The sequence below is a fragment of the Bifidobacterium sp. UTBIF-78 genome (assembly GCF_006408945.1).
GTDB lineage: Bacteria > Actinomycetota > Actinomycetes > Actinomycetales > Bifidobacteriaceae > Bifidobacterium > Bifidobacterium myosotis.
This window is the reverse complement of the sequence record NZ_JFAO01000017.1, coordinates 49,660-69,117: the sequence shown is the minus strand read 5'-3', so window position 1 is coordinate 69,117 and position 19,458 is coordinate 49,660. Positions and strand designations below refer to the sequence as shown.

At 62.5% G+C, this 19,458-nt stretch carries 11 protein-coding genes and 1 pseudogene; 3 read left to right on the top strand and 9 right to left on the bottom strand.

Annotated elements, in window-relative coordinates; all coding sequences use genetic code 11:
- Positions 1–296 precede the first annotated feature (296 nt).
- The 6 genes from whiA to BG22_RS04650 all read right to left on the bottom strand — a co-directional run bounded on the left by whiA (position 297) and on the right by BG22_RS04650 (position 10,114).
- Entirely contained in the window at positions 297–1,247 is a 951-nt protein-coding gene (gene whiA / locus BG22_RS04675) for a DNA-binding protein WhiA (protein WP_094668134.1), read from the bottom strand.
- 177 nt (positions 1,248–1,424) lie between these two features.
- Positions 1,425–2,381, bottom strand: a complete 957-nt coding sequence (gene rapZ / locus BG22_RS04670; protein ID WP_375137694.1) for an RNase adapter RapZ — start codon at positions 2,379–2,381, stop codon at positions 1,425–1,427.
- Positions 2,382–2,485: 104 nt separating this feature from the next.
- Entirely contained in the window at positions 2,486–3,466 is a 981-nt protein-coding gene (locus BG22_RS04665) for a shikimate dehydrogenase (protein ID WP_140493698.1), read from the bottom strand.
- 243 nt (positions 3,467–3,709) lie between these two features.
- Complete coding sequence (gene uvrC / locus BG22_RS04660) at positions 3,710–6,316, bottom strand: excinuclease ABC subunit UvrC (RefSeq protein WP_140493696.1); 2,607 nt, start codon at positions 6,314–6,316, stop codon at positions 3,710–3,712.
- A 267-nt stretch (positions 6,317–6,583) separates the two neighbouring features.
- Entirely contained in the window at positions 6,584–9,640 is a 3,057-nt protein-coding gene (uvrA, locus tag BG22_RS04655; RefSeq protein WP_181163381.1) for an excinuclease ABC subunit UvrA, read from the bottom strand.
- 234 nt (positions 9,641–9,874) lie between these two features.
- Entirely contained in the window at positions 9,875–10,114 is a 240-nt protein-coding gene (locus BG22_RS04650; protein WP_140493694.1) for a hypothetical protein, read from the bottom strand.
- A 398-nt stretch (positions 10,115–10,512) separates the two neighbouring features.
- On the opposite strand from BG22_RS04650, the gene BG22_RS04645 reads away from it, so the two are divergent.
- Both BG22_RS04645 and BG22_RS04640 read left to right on the top strand, forming a co-directional pair.
- Positions 10,513–12,015 carry an RNA-binding domain-containing protein gene (locus BG22_RS04645; protein ID WP_181163380.1) on the top strand — a complete coding sequence of 501 codons (1,503 nt, stop codon included), beginning with the start codon at positions 10,513–10,515 and terminating at the stop codon, positions 12,013–12,015.
- A gap of 523 nt (positions 12,016–12,538) precedes the next feature.
- Positions 12,539–13,408 (top strand): hypothetical protein, encoded by an 870-nt coding sequence (locus BG22_RS04640; RefSeq protein WP_140493690.1) that lies wholly within the window; start codon positions 12,539–12,541, stop codon positions 13,406–13,408.
- A 577-nt stretch (positions 13,409–13,985) separates the two neighbouring features.
- Here the strand turns inward: BG22_RS04640 and BG22_RS04635 are convergent.
- Positions 13,986–15,365 (bottom strand): annotated as a pseudogene (locus BG22_RS04635) (amidohydrolase family protein); the annotation flags it as partial.
- Positions 15,366–15,653: 288 nt separating this feature from the next.
- On the opposite strand from BG22_RS04635, the gene BG22_RS04630 reads away from it, so the two are divergent.
- Positions 15,654–16,190 carry a peroxiredoxin gene (locus BG22_RS04630; RefSeq protein ID WP_140493729.1) on the top strand — a complete coding sequence of 179 codons (537 nt, stop codon included), beginning with the start codon at positions 15,654–15,656 and terminating at the stop codon, positions 16,188–16,190.
- A gap of 235 nt (positions 16,191–16,425) precedes the next feature.
- Here the strand turns inward: BG22_RS04630 and BG22_RS04625 are convergent, their stop codons facing one another.
- Together BG22_RS04625 and BG22_RS11115 are read right to left on the bottom strand one after the other, a co-directional pair.
- A complete protein-coding gene (locus tag BG22_RS04625; protein WP_258186205.1) occupies positions 16,426–18,393 on the bottom strand; it encodes a ComEC/Rec2 family competence protein in 1,968 nt (655 codons plus the stop codon).
- Between the two features lie 182 nt (positions 18,394–18,575).
- Positions 18,576–19,304 (bottom strand): ComEA family DNA-binding protein, encoded by a 729-nt coding sequence (locus tag BG22_RS11115; RefSeq protein ID WP_375137693.1) that lies wholly within the window; start codon positions 19,302–19,304, stop codon positions 18,576–18,578.
- Positions 19,305–19,458: the final 154 nt, after the last annotated feature.

Sequence of the window (19,458 nt, the reverse complement as noted above, 5' to 3'; positions counted from 1 at the left end):
CGAAAAACACCGCATTCAATCCGGTAGATGAATGCGGTGTCGTGCATATTGTGGTCAATGCGGCCGGGCATGGCCGGCATACGTCGGATGCGGTAATCCCCTATCCCCCACATCGGCGCTGCCGAAGTGGGGATCCACAGTGCAATCGGGCCAGACAGGGCCTAACCAAAGCTTGACAGTGCTTGCGGGGAGAGATTAGTTGCCTGCTTCTCGTATGCGACGCATGGCGGGCGACTGACCTATGCAGTTACCCGCGTCCGATACCTACCTGATTGAATCCACAAGCCTACTGAGGCCTACTTGCCTTCGGCCGCACGGGCCTTCTCGGTCTTTTCGGCAAGCTGGAGCAGACGACGGATACGGCCGGCGATGGCATCCTTGGTGATCTGCGGCTCGGCGAGCTTGCCCAGCTCCTCGAGACTCTTGTCCACATGGTCGATGCGCAGCTGTCCGGCCTGACGCAGGTTGTCGGGGATGCTGTCTCCCAGCACCTCGAAGGCATGCTGCACCTTTTCGCTCGCCTCGGCCGCGGCCTTCGCGGAGCGGCGCATGTTGGCGTCATCGAAGTTGGCCAGACGATTGGCCTTGCCGCGTGCCTCGCCGTCGGAGCGCTTGCCGGTCCATTCGCGCGCGGAGCGCGAGGCGCCCATGAGCTTGAGCATGCGTTCGATGGCATCCGGGTCCTTGAGCGTCACGCGCTCGGAGCTGCGCAGCGTGCGGTGCTTGGCCTGAATGCCGAGACGACGGGCCACGCCACACAGGGCCATGGCGGCCTCTTCGGTGGGGCAGGCAATCTCCAGGAAGCTGGCCTTGCCCGGATCGGACAGGAAGCCACGCGCCATGAACGCGCCGCGCCATGCGGCCTTGATCTGGGCGATGGAACCATTGACCACTTCGGCCGGCAATCCGCGGACCTGCTGTTTGCGACGATCCACCAAACCCGTCTGTAGGGCCAAAGCCACTACGTTGCGCGTGACGAGCACCACATAGGTCTCGACCGGACCGTTCGGCGTCTGCCTAGTGAGATGATTAATCTCGGCTTCATGGCCGAACACGTCCCTCAACGTGTTGCGCAGCCATTCGGCGGCATCGAGCGAAGTGAACACCGCCTGAATCACATAGGCGTTCTGCACGGGGCGCAGACCGCCTCCGAAACGGATCATGGCAGCGGCTTGGGCCTTGATAGCGGCTGGGGAGTCACCCTCAAAGGCTGCCAATTCGCTTTTAACATCATCCAGAAGAGCCAAGATCCAACCTCCTACAGTCCCGTTCTCCGCAATGCTTCAGGCGTTTTCGAGTCGTCATCACTATGCTCGCACATGTGACGCGCCGGCAGCCATCGGCTTTCTGTGATACCTAATCTCGTGGACAAGCAAACCCGTTCGATGGCCATTTCGGGCTACTTCTTCTCGCAGTGTGGTCATTCAGGACGACCGACTTTTGTGCTGTTCACGCGCGGAAACGGTCACATTGAGGCCGTGCGCACGAAGGCGACGGGCGAGCTCCTCGCTCATCGCCACGGAGCGGTGCTGCCCCCCGGTGCATCCCACGGCGATGGTCAGATAGTGCTTGTCCTCCTGTGCATACCCCTCCAGCGCGATTTCGATGGCCCTCTCATAGGCATCGAGAAACTCCTTGGCGCCCTTGCTGGACAGTACGTAGTCGGCCACCGGCTTGTCCCGCCCTGTCAACTCCCGGAGCGAGGGCACCCAGAAGGGGTTGGGCAGGAAGCGCACATCCGCCACGAAGTCGGCGTCGATGGGCATGCCGTACTTGAAACCGAAGCTGAAGATGTGCACCGCGACGGTCGTGGGCCCGGAACCCAGCATCGCCTCGTAGAGCCGCGTGGAAAGCTGATGGATGGAAAGCTTGCTGGTATCGATCACCCAGTCGGCGCGCTCCTTAAGGTTGCCGAGCAGCTGACGCTCCTCAAGGATGCCGTCGACGAGGCGGTTACCATGCTGCAACGGGTGCGGGCGTCGGACAGACTCGTACCGTTTGATGAGCACCTCGTTGCTAGCGTCGAGGAAAAGGATGCGAGTCTTCACGCCGAGGTCGTCGAGATGCCCCAGCACGGCGGACAGGTCGTCGAAGTAGCTGCGGGACCGCACATCGATGACGGCGGCGAGCTTGTGCACGCCACCGTCCTTGCCGGAGGTGGTCATCATGTCCACGAGCGGCACGAGCAGTTTGGGCGGCAGATTGTCCACCACATACCAGCCCATGTCCTCCACACAGTCGGCCGCGTGCGAACGACCCGCGCCGGACATGCCCGTAATGAGGAGCACCTCGAACGAATCAAGGGGGTTCGGCCGGGTTCCTAACGATTGCGCGTCGGATGTCGATCGTGCGTCGGACGACAGCGCACCGGCCGGCGACATGCCGTCCGGCCGCGTGTTGTCCGATTGCGTGCCATCACGGTCCTGCGTGGTGTTCGCCAAGACGGACCCGGGTTCGGAGCCGATGTTCGGGGTCGGCTGATTCATCACAACGCCTCCTCAAGCGCCCTGCGCATGGCTATCTCCAAGTGGTCGTCCTCGGTGGTGGTGTCCTGCAGCCGCCGGTCGGCGTCGCTGGGCGGATCATCGTCCCAGATACCGGTCATCAGCAGCACCTGTACGAGGGCTTGGTACAGCAGCATCTCCTCGCCTCCGATGGCGCGGCCGCCGCGGGAGCGCCATACGGCCATGAGCTTGGTGGGGCGCGGATCGTAGACCACATCGAGCAGCAGACCGGTGAACGGTGCGGTGCCGGCCAGGGCGGCGGCAAGCGTATCGGCCACGGCGTCGGCCGCGTGCCCGGGAATGGTGTTGATGACGTACGTCGCATCGCCCGCGGCAGCGAGCACCGCTTCGGCGTCGGACAGCGGAATCTCGTCGTACGGATGATGGGTGGTGATGAACCTGCCCAGCACGTCGCCGAGTCCGGGATTCTTGCCCGGGTGCCGGGCGACGACGGTGACGTGGCCTATCTCCTGCATCATCGCGCAGGCTGCGGCGGCCGAGGTGGCCGTGTTGCCGTTGCCGATGATGAGCGCGTTATGCTTCCTGTCCGGTCCGTGGTGGGCGCCGAGCTCCCGATTGGCGTTGTCGAAGGCGAGTTGGATGCCCACCACGTCGGTGTTGTAGAGGCGGATGCCCGGTTTGCCGTGGGGCCACGCCGGATCGTCATAGGTCGCCTGTTCCCAGTCGAACACGGCGGTGTTGGCGATGCGCAGCTCCTTGGCCCACAGGTTCGAGGGCACACCATACGGCTGGATGGTCTTCTTCAGCGGCATGGTCAGGCTCAGGCCGGCCCATGAGGGGTCCAGCCCTTTCAGGAAGGAGTCCAGCTCCTCCTCGCCGACCTCGTGTTTGTCGTAGAACCAGTCGTTCAGCCCCAACGAACGATACGCGGCGTTGTGCAGCACCGGCGAAAGCGAATGCGCGATGGGCTTGCCAAGTACCGCGCAGCGATGGTTGACCATATCCCCTCCTTCGTTGACGTTCCCCATGCTAGCTGACTACGTGGGCAGAAGCTGTTACATTCACGGGGCGGTCGCCGAAACTTAAGGTTCTACCTGTCTGTGTCTTGCCCGCGCATCGGCTCAGATCGATTCGGCAACGGCTTGAAAGCGGCGTAGTGACGGCTCAACGCCCATCCCGTCATCGCTCTGTCATCACGGTAATCGCGTTGAGACACCGGACAGCCATCGATCATCCATCAATCATCAGTCCGCTGCCATGGCGATTACCTGCTTATCGTTGCCATCCCGGGCGGACTTGCCGTCCCGGGCGGAGGACTCGGCGTGCAGGGCCCGGTACAGCGCCTCGGCCTTGGCATGGCCAATACCCTTGACCGCCTCGAACTCCTCGATCGAGGCGTCGCGCATCGCCTTGACCGACCCGAAGTGGGCGAGCAGCCGTTTCTGGTAGCTCTCGCCGATGCCGGGAATTTCGTCGAGGGCACTGCGCAAGGCGCCCTTGCGCCGTTGCTGGCGGTGGTAGGTGATGGCGAAACGATGCGATTCGTCGCGCACCCGCTGTAGCAGGTACATGCCTTCGGACTGTCGTTTGAGGATGATCGGATAATCGTCATCCGGCACCCAGACCTCTTCGAGCCGTTTCGCCAGACCGCAGACCGCCACATCATCCACGCCGCAGTCCTCCAAGGCCTTGGCCGCTGCCATGACCTGCGGACGGCCCCCATCGACGACGACCAGATTCGGCTTGTAGGCGAAATGCCTCCGATCGGTGTTCTGCTGGACGAGGTCGTCGTTCTGCGAGGTACCGGCCTGCACTGTCTGCACGGCCTGGTCACGATCCTTGGCTGCTTTGGCCACCCGCTGCTCGGCGTCGATGCTGTCGCCCGAATCGCCGGCGATATTGCCGTGCCGGAAGCGACGGGTGAGCGTCTCATAGAGCGCTGAGAGGTCGTCCACCGCACCAGTGCCATCCTTGCCGCGGATCGCGAAGCGACGGTATTCGGATTTCTTGGCGACGGCGTCCTCGAACACCACCATCGAGGCCACTTGGAACGCGCCACCCACGGTGTTGGAGATGTCGTAGCATTCGATGCGCAGCGGCGCTTCGGTGAGTCCCAGCGCCTTGGCCACGTCGTTCATGGCTTGGGTTCGAGCGCCCATATCCGAGATGCGGCTCATCTTCGCACGGGCCAGCGCCTGATTGGCGTTCTCGTTGGCTCGGTCCATAAGCTGCTTCTTGTCGCCACGGGAGGCCACACGGATGCTCACCGCTCCCCCGCGCAGCCCCGTCAACCAGCGTTCGAGCTCCTCGCGGCGCGTCGGCTCGATGGGCACGATGATCTCCCGAGGCACTGGGGCGATGGGGGCGAGCAAATCGGCGCGACCGGTCATCTCCTGCCGGTTGTTGCGCTCACGGGTAGCCCTGGCCCGGGCCAGGGCGTCGGTAGCGGTGATGGTCTGCGTGGAGCCGATCGCCTCGCGCCGTTCGGAGATGGCCGCTCCTCCGGTCATCATGGCGGACGCGATATCGGATACGGCACCGGCAGCGCCATCAGATGCGGGGTCGAACGCGGAACCCGCCATCGAACCGGATGCGGATGATTCGAGCGTCACGTCTGCGTCGCCCCGCGTCGCCGTCACCGCCGATGGCGACGCGGATCGCGATGTCGATTGCTGCGCCGATTGCGATGTCGATTGTGACATCGGTTGTGACACGACGGCGGCCTCATCGCCGGCAATGGACTGTGATGCAGCCAGCTGGGAGCCGGCGTCGCCAGAAGCGTCCGAATACACCTGGACGATGAGGTCGGCCATGAGGTCGCCGTCGGCGATGTCCTCCACACGCTCGACGCTCCAATTGCGCTCGCCACGAATCGATCCGGCGCGCACATAGAAGGCGTGGACGGAGGCCTCGAGTTCGTCACTGGCGAAACCAAACACGTCGGCGTCCACATCCTGATCGAAGACGACCGCATTCTGCTGTACCACCGTCTCGAGCATCTGAATCTGGTCGCGCAGGCGTGCGGCCTTCTCGAATTCGAGTTCGGCGCTCGCCTCCTTCATCTCACGGGTGAGCTGCGCGATGTAGGGGCGCCCCAGTCGGCCGGTCATCACACCCACCAACTGTTCGGCGAGACGACGATGCTCATCCGTATCGATCCGGTTCACGCACGGCGCGGAGCATTTGCCGATCGAGGCGAGCAGACACGGTCTGCCGGTGAGCTGCGCCTTGTGGAACACGTTGGTGGTGCAAGTGCGCACCGGGAAGGTCTTGAGCAACCGGTCGAGGCTGTGCCGCAGTTCCCATACCTTGGCGTAGGGGCCGAAATACCTGGTGTCCCGGCGTTTGCGGGATCGGGTGACCCAGACGCGGGGAATGCGCTCCCCCGTGCTCACCGCCAGATACGGGTAGGTCTTGTCGTCGCGGAACTGCACGTTGAACCGCGGGTCGAACTCCTTGATCCACGTGTATTCGAGGGTCAAGGATTCCAGCTCCGTGGCCACGACGGTCCATTCGAGGCTGCGGGCCGTGAGCACCATCGTCTGGGTGCGAGGGTGCAGGAGGTACAACGGTTGGAAGTAATTGGTCAGGCGGTTGCGCAGGCTCTTGGCCTTGCCCACGTAGATGACCCGGCCCTCGCCGTCGCGCCATTTGTATACGCCGGGCCGGGCCGGGATGTCCGAGGTCTTCGGCCGGAACAGATCACGGGAGTCCCCCAGCAAAGGGGCTCCGTTCACATTCACCTTCACGTCTGCGGCGCCCGACGTATCACTCTGAGGCCTCTGAGACATCAGCGCCGCGGCGGTCTTCCGCCACTCGTCCGGACTATGCCGCTCGATATCGTTCGTCATAATCCTCCTCAATGCCTTACGAACAACGTACCTATACGAACCATGTACTTATACGAACCATATGCCTATCAGGATTGACACCGACCGAAATGGATAGTTTCGGCGCATCCGATCGCGCCGACCTTGCCGGAAAGGGATATGCATCCTTCCCCGGAGTGACAAGGCATCGTTCGACATATCGGGTGACGTTCGCGTCCCGGATCCCCCAAACCCAATCCGCACGGTCGGGCCACGCACCCCGGCTCCGGCAATCGTCATAGTCGATAATCAGGATTGCCGTTTGCTCAGCATCGGCTTGAGGAACTTGCCCGTCCACGAGTCCTCGCATTCGGCCACCTGCTCCGGGGTGCCTTGCGTGACGACGGTGCCGCCGCCGTCGCCGCCCTCCGGACCCAGATCGATGATCCAGTCAGCCTCCTTGATCACATCAAGGTTGTGCTCGATGACGATGACTGTATTGCCCTTGTCCACCAACGATTGCAGCACCTTGAGCAGCTTGTTCACGTCCTCGAAGTGCAAGCCGGTGGTCGGCTCGTCGAGGATGTACACGGTCTTGCCGTCGGATCTGCGCTGCAGTTCGGTGGCGAGCTTGACGCGTTGCGACTCGCCGCCGGAGAGCGTCGGCGCGGGCTGTCCGAGGCGGATGTAGCCGAGTCCGACGTCCACCAGGGTTTTGAGGTACCGGGAGATGCCGGTGTACGCCTTGAAGAAGTCGGCCGCCTCCTCGATGGGCATATCGAGGATATCGGAGACGGTCTTGCCGTTGTACTTCACCTCGAGCGTCTCGCGGTTGTAGCGCTTGCCGTGGCAGGTCTCGCATTCCACGTAGACGTCGGGTAGGAAGTTCATCTCGATCTTCAGCGTGCCGTCGCCGTGGCATGCCTCGCAGCGGCCTCCCTTGACGTTGAAGCTGAACCGGCCGGGCCCGTAGCCACGCACCTGTGCCTCGGGGGTCTTGGCGAACAGCGTGCGGATCTTGTCCCACACGCCGGTGTAGGTGGCGGGGTTGGAGCGTGGCGTGCGGCCAATCGGGTTCTGGTCCACATGGATGACCTTGCGCACCTGGTCCACGCCTTCGACGCGCGTGTGCTTGCCCGGCACGATGCGTGCGCCGTTGAGTTTGTCGGCAAGCACCGGATACAGAATCGTGTTGACCAGCGAAGATTTGCCGGAGCCGGAGACCCCGGTGACCACGGTGAACACACCGAGCGGGAAGCTCACGTCGATGTTCTTGAGGTTGTTCTCGCGTGCACCGACCACTTTGAGCACCTTGGTCCGATGGACCTTGCGCCGGCGCTCGGGGACGGTGATCTCGCGTCGATGGGCGATGTAGTCGCCAGTGATTGAACGCTTCGCCTCGATGAGATGCTTGGCCGGACCGGAATAGATGACCTCGCCTCCATGCTCGCCGGCGCCCGGACCGATGTCCACCACCCAGTCGGCCTGACGTATCGTATCCTCGTCGTGCTCGACCACGATGAGCGTGTTGCCGAGGTCACGCAAGTGGTGCAGCGTTTCGATGAGTCGTTCGTTGTCCCGCTGGTGCAGGCCGATGGACGGCTCGTCGAGCACATACATGACACCCACCAGTCCCGAGCCGATCTGCGTGGCGAGACGGATGCGCTGCGCCTCACCGCCGGACAGCGTGGCGGCCGCGCGGGAAAGCGTGAGGTAGTCGAGGCCGACGTCGTTGAGGAAGCCGAGACGCGCCTTAATCTCCTTGAGCACCTCGCCGGCAATCATCGCGGCGGAGCCTTCAAGCTTCAGTCCGTTCACCCATTCGAGTTCACGGACCACAGGCATGTCGCATACGTCGAAGATGGACTTGCCCTCCACGGTGACGGCCAGCACCTCGGGCTTGAGTCTGCGGCCCTGACACACCTGACAGGGCACCTCGCGCATGTAGGACTCGTAGTATTCGCGCATGGACTGGGAGTCGGTCTCGTCATGCCGGCGCATGAGGGTGCGCACCACGCCCTCAAAGCCCGTGGAGTATTCACGCAGACGGCCCCATCGGTTGCGGTAGGAGACGTCCACCTTGAAGTCGTGGCCGTACAGGATGTCGTGGCGCACGTCCTCCGGCAGATCCTTCCATGGGGTGCGCATCGAGAAGCCCATCTCCCGTGCCAGACCCTCCAGAATATGGCCGTAGTACTGGGAGGTCATCTTGGTGCCACTCCACGGCTCGATGACGCCTTCGGCCAAGGACTTGTCCGGATCGGAGATGACGAGGTCCGGGTCGATCTCCAGTTTGAAGCCGAGGCCGGTGCAGGCCGGACACGCACCGTAGGGCGCGTTGAAGGAGAAGGTACGCGGTTCGACCTCGTCGAGTTCCAGCGTGTGCCCGTTCGGGCAGCTGCGATGTTCGGAGAACGGCCGACGACGAGCCGGGCTGCCTTCCTCCTCATCCACGAAATCGATGACAATGCTACCGTTGGCGAGTTTCAGGGCCGTCTCCACCGAATCGGTGAGCCTTTGACGAATGCCTTCCTTGATCACCAGACGGTCCACCACCACCTCGATGGTGTGCTTCTTCTGCTTGGTGAGCTTGATATCCTCGGAAAGCTGTTTCATCTCACCGTCGATGAGCGCGCGGGCGTAGCCGTCGGAGCGCAGCAGCTCGAGCATGTCCACGAATTCGCCCTTGCGGCCGCGGACCACCGGCGCGAGAATCTGGAAGCGGGTGCGCTCGGGATAGTCGAGCAGCGTATCCACGATCTGCTGCGGAGTTTGAGAGGCCACGGGCTCGCCGCATTCCGGGCAGTGCGGCACGCCGGTGCGCGCGAACAGGAGTCGCAGGTAATCGTAAATCTCGGTGATGGTGCCCACAGTGGATCGCGGGTTGCGGTTCGTGGTCTTCTGGTCGATGGAGACCGCGGGGCTCAGACCCTCGATGAAATCGACATCGGGCTTGTCCATCTGCCCCAGGAACTGTCGGGCATACGCGGACAGCGATTCGACATACCGGCGCTGGCCTTCGGCGAACAGCGTATCGAACGCAAGCGAGGATTTGCCCGATCCGGACAGACCGGTGAACACAACCATGCGATTGCGCGGAATCGCCAAATCCACGTTCTTAAGGTTATGCTCGCGCGCGCCCTGAATCGTGATCTTCAGATCGTTGGGAATATGCGAAATATCAGCGACCAGCGCGCCGTCATGCTCGACGAGCGGCGCCTTCCTGATCTCCCTGGCCAGAAACGAGTCGCTGGTCATCACCTTTTCGACGATGACCTCGCCATTCCTCCCCTTGTTTCCAGTCGCGCGCTTCGCGCCAGCCTGCGTTGCCGCCACAGTCTCCCGCCTTTCTAACCGCCCGCACATGCGGCCCACATCACCGCATTCGACGTATCCACGCCAACGGTTCCACCGCCGATTCCGTCACCGCAGGTGCATGTCACCGCCCCTCAGCAGTCGCATACACCGAACCTGCCCCAAGGATACCCGAACTCGCGACAAAAATCGAACACATGTTCGACCGGCGTGTTGGCGGGCGCCACGGCTTCTCGATTGCGTTCCGCCTGATTGCCGAACAGTAACGAGACCATACCCCTCCACCTAGCTGCGGAAAGCGGCACGACCGGTTCCATTGCATCCTTTCGTGCTGTTGCCCGGATTCGAGCCCACAATCCTGCCCAGATACTTGTGGCTGGAGGAACGCGGCTCCAACGTGACCATATAACCCATCGACTCAAGCTGGCTCTGTGCCTTGTCCTGGCCCATGCCGGCAATTTCCACCGGGATATCATCGTCCTCGACGCCCGCACCCAAATCGATGCCCGCATCAGGGTCAGTCAAAGGTCATTGCAAATGTGCATCACAGGGATATGGTCGGCCATCAAAAGCATGATTAGCGCTATGTATGACGAGCCGTCCGTCTAACAGAGCCAGGAGGGCCTTGCTACAAGAAATCGGTGCCTGAGAAGAGTCCCCAAAAAGCGGACCATGATGATGCCGCAGCCAGCCGCGCCGTACGAGGTATACACATGTGAGGGTTGCTGGCCCGTGAGGCATGGCATCGGGCCAAGGCTCTGTCACATCCCCGCATTCCCGTCGTCTCACCGGTCAAGCTACCATGTCCATACAGTAACGCGCCCGGCAACATGCGCGACGTACAACACGGTCCAGTGAAACGATGGACCGAACGGCCGTGACAACACATCGGCAGCAGCCTGCGTATGACACGAGGAGGTCATATGAACGCCACGGAACTTGCCGCCGTGCTCAAACGCGGCGAAAGCATCTCCGTCGAATTCAAACGTTGCGGCGTTCAGCCCGAAGCCGACACGTTCGAGACAGTCTGCTCGTTCAACAACCGGTTCGGCGGCTCCATATTCCTTGGCGTGCTCGACGACGGCACCGTCGAGGGCATCGACCGCACCCAGGCCACAGCCATCGAACGTAATCTGGCCAACGTGGTCGGCAACCCGAAGCTGTTCAGCACCGCCCCGGCCATCGAGACCGAACGCATCGAATTCGACGACAAACTGGTGATACGCGTGTGGGTGCCGGCCGGGCCCGCCGTCGTCGGCTTCAAACATGTGATCTACGACCGGGTCGCGGACGTGGATCGCCGCATCACCAGCGAAACGCAGATCGCGCAGATGCACATCCGCAAGCAGAACCATTTCAGCGAACAGCACGTATACAGATACCTCAAGCTGTCCGACTTCCGACTGGACCTGCTGCCGCGCGTGCGCAAAATGGCGGCGGCGAAGACCCCCGGTCATCCATGGGCCGAAATGGACGACATGGAGCTGATGCGCAGCGCCGACCTGTATGGCATGAACTACGACACCGGGGAGGAGGGATTCAACCTCGCCGCGGTGATGCTCCTCGGCAGGGACGAGGTCATCTCCCGCATCGCGCCCGCATACAGGACCGATGCGATTGTGCGCCGCGAGAACCTGGATCGGTACGACGACCGGCTGATCGTCACCACGAACCTGATCGAGGCTCAGGAACTCGTCTCCGATTTCGCAAAACGGTACCTTCCCGACCGGTTCATGCTCGAAGGGGACCGATCCGTCAGTCCCAGGGACATCATCATCCGCGAACTGGTCTCGAACCTGATGATCCACCGGGAGTTCGTCAGCCCGTACCCGGCCAAGTTCCTGATCCTCAACGACGGCATACACACGGAAAACGCCTCCAAGGCGATCTTCCAGGGACAACTTGCCATCACGAGCTTCAAACCCGTGTCGAAGAACCCGTTCATCGCGAAGTTCTTCCGCAACATCGGTCTGGCCGACGAGCTCGGCAGCGGCATGCGCAACCTGTACAAATACTCGAAACCATACTCCGGCAAGAATCCCGTGCTCGACGACGGTGACATCTTCGAGGCATTCGCGCCGGTCCGCTGGGTAGGAGAAACCACAACCGGCAGTGATACATCCGCTTACGATGACCCAATAAATGACCCAATAAATGACCCAATAAATGACCCAATAAATGACCCGGGGCATGAAGATGAAACCGTAAACGACCCATCATCCGAAAATGCAAAACGTGTCACCGTCAGAGAACGAGAGCTACTGGAATTGATTCGCGAAGACGAATCAATTACCTACAGGAGAGCTGCGCAAGCACTCACGGTATCCGAATCCACCGTAAAACGGACTCTACAGGCATTGCAAACAGCCGGTCTGATTGCGCGTAAGGGCTCGAAGAAGAACGGCACATGGCATATTCTCACCTGACCTTGTTCCTTCTACGGCTCTATGTAGAACCATCGCGTTGGACCAAAACACAAACCATCATCGCAACCGGAACCCGCATCGCGGCCATGCAAACATCCTGCGGCACATCTACATCGGCCAAACCTCATGACGACGCACGCAGATATGCATGTCGCCCACAATGAGCCATCGTCCACACACCGATTATCACTGCCCGGCGCGTCAACTGTCGAACCGTCTCCTGACCAGGAGGATGGCGATGTCTTCCGTCAGCAGTCCGGCACGGCCACAATCGCTGCCACGATGTTCGCGATTCTGCCCCACGACCGGCGCGGAACACGTCGCCATCCTGACCTCTCATGCACTCCATCATCCCATACAACTCGCCACACCGACCGGCGGACCTGGATCAAATCCGATGGACGACAATCAGTCCATAATCCGGCCAGAGTGTGGCATATCGTGGAGTTGAGGATACCGCCGCCATAGCGCGTTCCTGCGAGCGCGAAGGAAACGGACGGCGGACCAGCGGAAGGGAAAGCCGATGAACATTCACGGCACAAACGATGGCATCAGCACAGCATCGGAATCAGGTCCGGAGGCGAGTGCCCGCACGTACACGCTTCCGCAACCCATACGGCTGCAGGGCTCACATCAGGTCGCCGTATCGGCGTTGTGGCGCAGACGCGGTGGCAACGTCTTCACGATGGTCATGGGAGCGCTGGGACTGCTCATACTGCTCAGCTTCATCATCACCGGCATCGGTGGCATACAGTACCGGTTCGGACAGATGCTGGTCACGAATCATGGCGACGACCCGCATCTCGTAGTCACCTTCACCGACGTCATCGTCATCCTGATGTGCGTCGTGGGCATCGTCATCCCCTCGGCAATCATCATCTTCTTCGCATGGGGCTTTATCGCGGACATCCCGAGCAGCCGGACCCGGCACAGGTTCGTCCGTGACCCGCATACCCTTGGCGTGCACACCGACGGATTCGCGCCTGGCATCGTCATTGTCCGACAGCCCGATTGCGACGACGGGGACGACGATTCGGACGACTTCCCGATTCCGCGTATTCTGTTCTGTGCCGGAACCCCTATCGAATTCCGTATGCTCGCCTACGTGCCCGAATCAATGTGGGTCGAGGCGGGCGGCGGTCAGGACCCGTGCCCCTCCTGGCGGCACCGCCATCATATGGCGTGGCTCACCCTGCGCATCGAAGGCAGCGCCATCGCCATCACCGCACTCAATCCGATTCCGATGCGACCCGTGCGCCAGGCCTTCGACACCGGCAAGCCCAATCGCACGATCTTCGACTACGACAAGACGCCCGGCATCGAACGCTACGATTCCGACTACATCATCCTCGATGCCACGGGGGTCGGCAATGCGAAGACTGACGCTGCGTAGCTCGCCACCACACAGCCCAAGAACGCGCAGCTCAATACCACGAAACCCGAAGACGCACAGACACGGTAGCCGAAAGCAGCTGCCGAGCCATGCACTGGACTGATAACGCCGCTGAGGCCATACGGGATGCCGTTACCAAGCCAGACCGTGGCCCGATAACTACGTTGAGCCCGTCACCGTCGCCGCCGGGCCAAGGCTTGGCCGAATGACTCCGTCTATCGCCCCTTCAGCGCATTCATCAGGCCATGCACTGGCCTGACAGCTACGCTGAGCCTGTCAACGGCGACACCAAGCCAATGCTTGGCCTATCAGCAACGCCAATCGTCCGCCCAGCGTCGGTGTCAGGCCAAGCACTGGCCGAGAAGCGACGGTGACAGCAGCCATCACCGGTTGGCGCTCGGTCAGTAGATGCTCGGTCAGTAAGTGCTCGGTCCGCGAATGACCAAGCACCAACCAAGTACCAAGCAGATCAAGCGCGCGTCTCACCCACATAGGTCGCATCCGTATAGGTCTCATCCGTATGGGTCGCATCCGAGTGCGCCTCATCCTCATGTACATCATTCGAACGAGCATCATCCGCAAACGCCTCGTCGAGCAGGGCGTCGATCTCAGGGAACCGATCCGGCTTGGGATGCCATACTGGCCGTCCCGCGGCGACGACCAGTGCGGGATGGGCCAAGGCGCGCAGATCATCGAGCGGATTGGCATCAAGCACCAGCAGGTCGGCGGTTTTTCCGGGCTCCAATGCGCCGGTCACCGAATCGACACCCAGGATCGTCGCGTTCGTCTGCGTGACGGCGTGGATGGCTTCGGCCGGCGTGAACCCGGCGAATCGCACCAGCAACGCCAGCTCGCGCCATGTGGCGTACTGCGGCACGAACGTCATGCCCGTGTCGGTGCCGACGCCGACCACAAGTCCGGCCTCGTGCGCCTGCCGCGCGCCCGCGACCATGCCCTCCACCACGATCTTGGAGTTCTCCAATTGGATGTCCGTGATGCCGGTCACATCCTGACCGATCATCGTCAGCGGAAGCCCCGCGGATAGCGTGGGCACCAACGCCGAGTAGCCACGCAAGGCGTTGGGATTGTGACGGAACAATGCGATGAGCTCGTCGTCGAGCGCACTGCCGTGTTCGATGGTGTCCACACCGGCGGCGAGCGCGCGCCTCACACCTTCCGGACTCTGCGCGTGCGCGGCGACGATGATGCCATGCCCGTGGGCTTCGTCGCAGATGGCCCGCATCTGATCGATGCTCATCTGCGGGCTGCCCGCCTCTCCTATCTTCTGCGCATCGGTCACGCCGCCGGTGGCCGCGATCTTCAGCACGTTCACGCCTGATGCGATGTTCTTTGCGGCGGTCTCGCGCGCCTCCTCGGGCGTGGAGCTGGTCAGGGCGATGAGCGGGGCGCCGTGTCCTTCCGGAATCGCCAGCAGCGGCCCGGATGCGAGGATGCGCGGCCCCGGCGTCTCCCCCGCATTGATGCGGTCGCGCAGGGCCACCACCTCGTAACCTACGTCGCCGAGTGCGCGAATCGTCGTGACGCCGGATTTGAGCAGTTCCATGGCGTTGCGCTTCACTAGGGCGTTGAGGTACGGTCTGCCCAGCGGCGAGTGGACGAGCGAGGAGACCATGCGCTGGCCCTGCGGTGTAGCGAGTTTCGGGTTGAGCGGCTTGCCCTGCGCGAACAGGTGGGTATGCAGGTTGATGAGGCCCGGCATCACCGTTCGCCCGGTGCCGTCGAGGTAGTGGTATTCCTCGGGGATGCTTGTTTCGATGCTCGGTGCGATCTGCTCGATGCGGCCGTTCGCCCCCACCAGGATGGTCATGTTGCGTCGCACGGTACCCGCCTTGTCGCCGGTGACGATGGTCACATGGGCCAGCGCGAACGGTTCGATGATTGCATTGTGGGAAAACGCGCGGGAAAACTTATCGAATGACTTCTGCAGGAACCTCATGACCAGTACTCCTTCGCTACGGGATCGATATTGTCCGCTCCCTCCCACTCTATCCGCCCGTCCCCGCATTCCGGCGGATGACGAGGCCGGCCGCATTACGCACCGCATCATATGACCGGAGCCGATGGAGCAGCGGCCGTGCACCGACGCGGCACATGTCCGTCGGTGGAAGGCGGCCAATCGTCGAACAGCCGAGCCGTTTAATGATTACGGTCATTACATAGTAGGAACCGGATACGGTAACGCCGCACTACGATGGAGGGCATGACCAATATCGAATCCATGAGTATGACCGATGCCGACGGCGCAACCGTTGCGACCGCCACGACCGCTGCCGCAGCGCCTGCCGCGCGACTTGAGCCGGGCCAGACCGCTCCTGATTTCACGCTGACCGCCGTCGAGCCCGACGGCACGGAAGCCACTGTGACGCTTTCCGATCTGACGGCGGCTGGCCGCAAGGTGATCCTGTACTTCTACCCCGCCGCGATGACGCCTGGCTGTACGACCGAAGCCTGCGATTTCCGCGACAACATGGCCCGACTGGGCTCCCTTGGCTACACCGTGCTGGGGGTGTCCAAGGACCCGGTGGCCAAACTGCAGCGGTTCCGCGAACGCGACCACCTGTCGTTCCCATTGCTGTCCGACCCGGATCTCGCGGTGCACAAGCGCTACGCGGCATACGGCGAGAAGAAGCTGTACGGCAAGACGCATGTGGGCGTGCTGCGCTCCACGTTCGCCATCGCCGCGGACGGCCGCATCGAGCTGGCCCGGTACAATGTGCGCGCCAAGGGGCATGTCGAGTCGTTGCTCAGGCGTCTCGGCTGACGGTCTGGCCTCGGCGGCTAGTATGCCGCGCCAAAAAATCGTTGTTGAATTCACCACCCCTCAGACTTGCTTCGCGGGCCAACTCGTCCTGCAATCAAGGACGCGCTCCGCGCGTGTTCCGCTGGCTCGCCTGTCGGCTCGCACGTCGCCTACAAACAGCTCCGCTGTTTGCTTCACGGCAACGTCCTAACAAGGGGAGCCAAAAACATAATCAACGAACTTGCGGCGTAGACCGCTAGTCCTTGGATGAGGGATGCAGGAGATCGCGCGTCTGCCGCCACCAGAGGGCCAGTCGCACACGGCGGGCGGAGCCGAACCGTCGTCCGGGCAGTCCCGGTTCGGGGATGCGAAGCCGCCGCACACATCGGACGATGGCTATGGCGAGCATAGCGAGGCACAGTTCCGTCAGCAGCATCAGCATGGCTCCGAGCACGCCGTCCGGCCACGGCATGACCGCCCACGCGCCACCGCCCAGCCACATCGCCACCCGCTCCATCACCAACGTGCCGAGGGAGGCGACCCATGCAAGCGCCCCGGCCAGCCACGGCAGGCACCATGCGCAGGCCAGAGCCATGAGCCCGGTGATCGTCGCGAATCCCACGAACGGCGAGACCAGCAGGTTCGCCGGCACGGAGAGCAACGGCAGCTCAGGTTCCATCAGTATCTGAATCGGCAATGTGAACAGTTGTGCACCCACGGTCATCGCAACCATTTGCGCCATGGCTTCCGGCAATACATGACCCAAAACCTCGCCCAGCGGACCGGCGAACAGCACGATGCCGAGCACGGCGGCCGAGGACAGGGCGAATCCGTAGCTTCGTGACATGTCCGGGTCGAGGGTGAGCGCGCCGATCACCGTCCAACACAGGGCGCTCAACGGTTGCGTCCGTCGGCCGATGGCGTGCGCCGCGGCTCCCATCAGCCCCATGACGAGAGCACGGGTGACCGAATCACCGGGGAACACGACCAGCGCCAACACCACGTATGCGAACGCTATCAGTCCGGCGCTGATGTACCGGTGGATCAGCCATCGTTTGCACAGTCTGCGGACCATGTCTGCCAGCAGTACGAAATGACCGCCGGAAACGGCCATGAGATGCATGATGCCGGAATGGCGGAACCGGTCCTCAAGCGTGTTGGCGTAGGTGTCGTTGAGAGGCGCCGGATTGCCGGACCGCGATGAATCGTCGTGCGTGGCACCGTTTTGTGCGGAATTATCCCGTACGAAATCGTCCTGTACGGCATCGTCAGGCGAACCCACATCGTCGTCCGACGCCATGGTCACGAGGTCCACGTAATCCTGTCCGAGCACGCCCATGGTCAGTCCCGGCACCAATATGCGCCCCTGATCGGAGAGCCGTTCGGTGACCTGGAAGAACGCCTGCTGCATGTGCTCCACCACCGCACGATGCAACGGCGGGCCGCTCACCTCCACGACCGCATCGCCGCCTTCCACCAGCAGCCATAACGGCATGCCGCCATATTCCGCCACCTCAAGCGTCCCACCGAGACGGTATGACGCTCCCCTATGCAATGCCGCGCAATGCCGCCGTCCGGCGTACAAACGGGCGTTCGCAGCGGAACGACGCATGCCGCTTGCAGAATCATCCGCCGCGATGACGCCGTGAAGACGCACGTCCACCTGACAGTCGTATGCGCGTTGGTCGGAGGCAACCACCGGGGCGACGACCATGCCCCACACCCTCGTATACGTCCCCCGCTCCCTGGCCCATGCCGATGCCGGATCATGCCATGCCACGGTGTCGGAAGCGATTGCCGTGATGCCGCCGGCGCACGCCACGGCGAGGCATACCGCCACGGTGCCGGTCCAGCGGATATTGCGCCGGAACCCGAACCATATCAGCGTCAGTGCAATCGACAGCACCGCCACCGCCGGCACGACGACACCGATGCATGTCGGCAGATGCGCGAACGATTCCTCGACCGCGTCGCTCACCGGCGATGCCCCGACCTGAGCTGCGCCACTGACGACACTACCGACAACATCGTCGGCAACACCGCCGGCATCGGAGCCACCGGACAGCCCCGAACCTCCGGCAAAGGCGACGTCTCCCTCCGATTGTCCGACGGCCATCCATCGTTCAAAGGCAAGGTGAGCGGCAAGGCTGGAGGCCCACATGGTCAGAGCAGCCGGCAGGAGACGCCAATCACGGCTGCCTTGTTCGCGCAGCATCCAATCCATGCCGACAAGGGCATGCAATAGTCGTCGGGGCGAAGCGTTCACCGCATTGCATCCTTTGCGGTTTCCACCTGTTCCGCCGCGTCTCGCCCTAGTGGCGTTACCATTACCGTTACCGTCGTCGTCAGTCATGACGCCGTGCATCATGACACTGCTCATCGCACCGTCATTCATCGCATCGTCATTCATCGCACCGTCACCTGCCCGCGGATCTTCTCCAGCGTTTTGGACCCAATACCTTTGACATCCAGCAACTGGTCCACGCTGGTGAACCGTCCGATGGACCGGCGATGGGCGAGAATGCGGTCGGCGGTCACCGGACCGATGCCGTTGATGGTCTGCAACTGTTCGGCAGTGGCCGTGTTGAGATCGATACGGCCGTCATCGACCGAATCCGTTGTCCCAGCGCCAGCGTTTGCATCTGCATTCGTTGGCATCCCCTCTTCTCCGGATGTGCCGGACGTCGCACCGCCGCCGACCGATTCGCCCGCTGCTCCCGCATCGGATTCGCCGTTCGCCGCATCACCGGCGTCGTTAGCATCCGCGGAACCGGCGCCAGCCGCATCCGCATCTGATGATCGTTCCGTCCCGTCGCCGGATGCCCCCTCGCGCACATCATCCTGTGTCCGACCGGACGTCGCATCGCCGTTCCCCGCCATCTCGGCGCTGATGTCCGCAACTCCTCCCGCACCTGACAACGCAGCAAGGTTCATCGACTGCTGCACCAGCATCGTCAAACTGACGCCGAGTGCGGCGATCAGGAGCAGAATCACGACAAGCGCATGATTGACGGTGAACACCACACGCGGTTTGTCCCGCATTCGCCGCGCGGTCTCTCCTGCCGCATCGGACTGGCGGACTCCAATCAGCGCAGCAAGCGATTGCCGACCGGCGCCACCTCCATCCTGCGCCATCGACCCCGGTTCCGGCCCATCACCGGCATCCACACGCCGAATCGTCGCAGACACAGGCGTGCGAGAAGATGCCGGCCGATGCGGTGCCACCGGCCGTCCGACAGCAACCGGTGGAGAGACATGCCTCGGCTGTTTGGATTGTGACGCTGCCCCC

Bases quoted from the DNA above. Each gene is read 5' to 3' on its own strand.
- BG22_RS04645 (WP_181163380.1), top strand. From the start codon at position 10,513: ATGAACGCCACGGAACTTGCCGCCGTGCTCAAACGCGGCGAAAGCATC.
- BG22_RS04625 (WP_258186205.1), bottom strand. From the start codon at position 18,393: ATGGATTGGATGCTGCGCGAACAAGGCAGCCGTGATTGGCGTCTCCTG.
- BG22_RS04630 (WP_140493729.1), top strand. From the start codon at position 15,654: ATGACCGATGCCGACGGCGCAACCGTTGCGACCGCCACGACCGCTGCC.
- BG22_RS04640 (WP_140493690.1), top strand. From the start codon at position 12,539: ATGAACATTCACGGCACAAACGATGGCATCAGCACAGCATCGGAATCA.
- uvrC (WP_140493696.1), bottom strand. From the start codon at position 6,316: ATGACGAACGATATCGAGCGGCATAGTCCGGACGAGTGGCGGAAGACC.
- uvrA (WP_181163381.1), bottom strand. From the start codon at position 9,640: ATGTGCGGGCGGTTAGAAAGGCGGGAGACTGTGGCGGCAACGCAGGCT.
- BG22_RS11115 (WP_375137693.1), bottom strand. From the start codon at position 19,304: ATGGCGCAGGATGGAGGTGGCGCCGGTCGGCAATCGCTTGCTGCGCTG.
- BG22_RS04665 (WP_140493698.1), bottom strand. From the start codon at position 3,466: ATGGTCAACCATCGCTGCGCGGTACTTGGCAAGCCCATCGCGCATTCG.
- rapZ (WP_375137694.1), bottom strand. From the start codon at position 2,381: ATGTCGCCGGCCGGTGCGCTGTCGTCCGACGCACGATCGACATCCGAC.